4 protein-coding genes are annotated in these 1,953 nt (G+C 48.8%); 2 read left to right on the top strand and 2 right to left on the bottom strand.

From position 1 onward, the window contains the following. Window positions 1-264, top strand: a 264-nt coding sequence (locus ACI2L1_RS45135; RefSeq protein WP_046643377.1) for a phosphotransferase, incomplete at its 5' end; no start/stop codon positions are given. 153 nt (window positions 265-417) lie between these two features. Here ACI2L1_RS45135 and ACI2L1_RS45130 read toward each other — a convergent pair. Then, a complete protein-coding gene (locus ACI2L1_RS45130; RefSeq protein WP_000902128.1) occupies window positions 418-597 on the bottom strand; it encodes a hypothetical protein in 180 nt (59 codons plus the stop codon). 91 nt (window positions 598-688) lie between these two features. Continuing rightward, a complete protein-coding gene (locus tag ACI2L1_RS45125) occupies window positions 689-1,393 on the bottom strand; it encodes an IS6-like element IS26 family transposase (RefSeq protein WP_001067856.1) in 705 nt (234 codons plus the stop codon). Window positions 1,394-1,522: 129 nt separating this feature from the next. Here ACI2L1_RS45125 and ACI2L1_RS45120 point away from each other — a divergent pair. Continuing rightward, on the top strand, window positions 1,523-1,953 hold a 431-nt coding region (locus ACI2L1_RS45120), incomplete at its 3' end, for a phosphotransferase (RefSeq protein WP_363447951.1).

Below are 1,953 nucleotides of genomic sequence, written 5' to 3'. Positions count from 1 at the left end.
CTTTTGCCATTCTCACCGGATTCAGTCGTCACTCATGGTGATTTCTCACTTGATAACCTTATTTTTGACGAGGGGAAATTAATAGGTTGTATTGATGTTGGACGAGTCGGAATCGCAGACCGATACCAGGATCTTGCCATCCTATGGAACTGCCTCGGTGAGTTTTCTCCTTCATTACAGAAACGGCTTTTTCAAAAATATGGTATTGATAATCCTGATATGAATAAATTGCAGTTTCATTTGATGCTCGATGAGTTTTTCTGATAGTTAGTCTTTGTAGAGACACAAACCTGAAATTCCGGACACCGCGCTTCAGGACATCTCCCTGGACGCCGATATCTGGCAGTATCCGGACGGTACTATCGAACGCCGGGCCAACGGTACTACCCTGCCCTTTATGACTGACGACCGGCTATCTCACCCACGCACTTCTCCCTGAAATTTAGCATCGTCGCGGTTAATGTCGAAAATTTGCCACCTGACGTGGTTGGCATCGAGGGTGAAAACTGCCGTGGCGAGGGTGTTCTCCTCATCCGGATCGTCGGCAGCCAGCCGGTATTCACCGGCATCAATTTTCAGATTGATATCGTGCAGCACCTGGGTGGTGCCGAAATGTTTAGCGACCGCGCTAAATTCGGCACTGTTGCAAAGTTAGCGATGAGGCAGCCTTTTGTCTTATTCAAAGGCCTTACGTTTCAAAAACTCTGCTTACCAGGCGCATTTCGCCCAGGGGATCACCATAATAAAATGCTGAGGCCTGGCCTTTGCGTAGTGCACGCATCACCTCAATACCTTTGATGGTGGCGTAAGCCGTCTTCATGGATTTAAATCCCAGCGTGGCGCCGATTATCCGTTTCAGTTTGCCATGATCGCATTCAATCACGTTGTTCCGGTACTTAATCTGTCGGTGTTCAACGTCAGACGGGCACCGGCCTTCGCGTTTGAGCAGAGCAAGCGCGCGACCATAGGCGGGCGCTTTATCCGTGTTGATGAATCGCGGGATCTGCCACTTCTTCACGTTGTTGAGGATTTTACCCAGAAACCGGTATGCAGCTTTGCTGTTACGACGGGAGGAGAGATAAAAATCGACAGTGCGGCCCCGGCTGTCGACGGCCCGGTACAGATACGCCCAGCGGCCATTGACCTTCACGTAGGTTTCATCCATGTGCCACGGGCAAAGATCGGAAGGGTTACGCCAGTACCAGCGCAGCCGTTTTTCCATTTCAGGCGCATAACGCTGAACCCAGCGGTAAATCGTGGAGTGATCGACATTCACTCCGCGTTCAGCCAGCATCTCCTGCAGCTCACGGTAACTGATGCCGTATTTGCAGTACCAGCGTACGGCCCACAGAATGATGTCACGCTGAAAATGCCGGCCTTTGAATGGGTTCATGTGCAGCTCCATCAGCAAAAGGGGATGATAAGTTTATCACCACCGACTATTTGCAACAGTGCCGATAAAAATATATCATCATGAACAATAAAACTGTCTGCTTACATAAACAGTAATACAAGGGGTGTTATGAGCCATATTCAACGGGAAACGTCTTGCTCGAGGCCGCGATTAAATTCCAACCTGGATGCTGATTTATATGGGTATAAATGGGCTCGCGATAATGTCGGGCAATCAGGTGCGACAATCTATCGATTGTATGGGAAGCCCGATGCGCCAGAGTTGTTTCTGAAACATGGCAAAGGTAGCGTTGCCAATGATGTTACAGATGAGATGGTCAGACTAAACTGGCTGACGGAATTTATGCCTCTTCCGACCATCAAGCATTTTATCCGTACTCCTGATGATGCATGGTTACTCACCACTGCGATCCCCGGGAAAACAGCATTCCAGGTATTAGAAGAATATCCTGATTCAGGTGAAAATATTGTTGATGCGCTGGCAGTGTTCCTGCGCCGGTTGCATTCGATTCCTGTTTGTAATTGTCCTTTTAACAGCGA

It is taken from the genome of Streptomyces sp. NPDC019531, from assembly GCF_044903305.1.
In the GTDB taxonomy this organism is placed as follows: Bacteria; Actinomycetota; Actinomycetes; order Streptomycetales; family Streptomycetaceae; genus Streptomyces.
The sequence above is the reverse complement of the archived record's forward strand: the minus strand, read 5'-3'. Positions and strand labels throughout refer to the sequence as shown.

Bases quoted from the DNA above. Each gene is read 5' to 3' on its own strand.
- ACI2L1_RS45125 (WP_001067856.1), bottom strand. From the start codon at position 1,393: ATGAACCCATTCAAAGGCCGGCATTTTCAGCGTGACATCATTCTGTGG.